Origin of the sequence: Deinococcus frigens DSM 12807, assembly GCF_000701425.1 — a bacterium.
Taxonomy (GTDB): Bacteria; Deinococcota; Deinococci; order Deinococcales; family Deinococcaceae; genus Deinococcus; species Deinococcus frigens.
Map to the genome: position 1 here is coordinate 1 of NZ_JNIW01000144.1, position 1329 is coordinate 1329.

Below are 1329 nucleotides of genomic sequence, written 5' to 3' on the forward strand. Positions count from 1 at the left end.
GAGCTGCCAGAAGTCAGCCGCTTGATGTGCGAGGGGACGAGTGAAGAGTGCAGGTTTCATCCCTCTATTACAAACTGTTTAATCGGAATCCGTATCAGACCCCAATGTCTGGACGTCGCTGGTGAGAGCCACCGCAAGATTGGTGCGTCAAAGATGCTAAGCCTGAGGCGCTAGCGCACTCGCTTTTCGGCTTAGGCCACCACTCCCCCCGGCTCGGTCCCCAGGTCATTGATATTGAAGCCGGTGGCTGCTCTTGCCTTCTCGTTGAGCAGGTGCATCAGCAGCCGCCCCGGCGTCTCGATCTTCTGGCCCTTCAGCCGCCACTTCTCCAGCCGGTTGGGGGAAACATTTCCTCGCTCTCCAGCACGGGCCAGTAATGCCGCCCCATCCAGGCAACGCAGCAGGTCTTCTCTGGCCTCGCCTGCGGAGGAAGCTCCTGAGAGGCTGGCCGTGAGTTTTCCACAATTGCTTTGTCTTTGAGCGGTGGTTGAGCTTCCTTTAGTCGTCTCACCTTGAGAGTTAAAGTCTGGCACGACGAAAATCTCAGCCTCCTGCACGCTCTCGGCGAAAAAAGCGGCTTCCAGGTCCTCCGGGATGACCGGCTCGTACAGTGCGACGCTGAAGAGGGTGGCGGCGTTGCGCCTGGCTGCCGTGTCTTTGTCCAGCCGCTGCACCTTCTGGCTCCTCAGCCACAGATGCGCCAGGGGGTGTTTGAGCGCCCGGTAGAAGGTGGTCTCACTCATCCCGCACTCTCGGGCAAAGCAAAATCGCCCGCCCACCATCTGCACCACCTGTTCACGGGACTGCATGGGCCGTCCGTCCTCACTGACCTTCAGGTAACAGTGCTTGCGCAGCTCCTCGACAATGCGGATGAGATTGAGACCCTGCGAACTGGTCAGGCGTCCCCCGGCCAGGCTGGTGGTGCTGATCCCCGTCAGGATCATGCGCCAGTCGCAGGACACGCTGCGGCTCAGCTTCGTCAGGTACTGCCCGGCCTTATATGGGAAGGCCACGGGCCAGAAGGTTTTGGTGGGCGTGTAACCGCTCATGACAGGTTTGGCGCGGATGCTCTTGCGGTACAGACCAACAGCCTTCAGCGCCTCGGTGGTGTCCACCGGAGACCGCGTTGTTGTCGGGGCTGGGCAGCGTATGGCCCGTGGGGCGGCTTCTGGGTGGCCTGCACGCAGGGCGGCCACCTGGGCATCCAGGAAGGCCCGCCGGGTGGCCTCAGTGGCGAGGCGCTGACTCTGCTGGACTGCTGCGACGTTGCCACGATCTATGCAGACCGAGAATTCATCGGCCAGGCGTGGATTCAGGGGCTTGCCCAGA

1 protein-coding gene is annotated in these 1329 nt (G+C 61.6%); it reads right to left on the reverse strand.

The window, feature by feature from the left end:
- Positions 1 to 191: 191 nt before the first annotated feature.
- The coding region (locus Q322_RS24000) for a hypothetical protein (RefSeq protein ID WP_342667673.1) at positions 192 to 1329 on the reverse strand (1138 nt) is incomplete at its 5' end.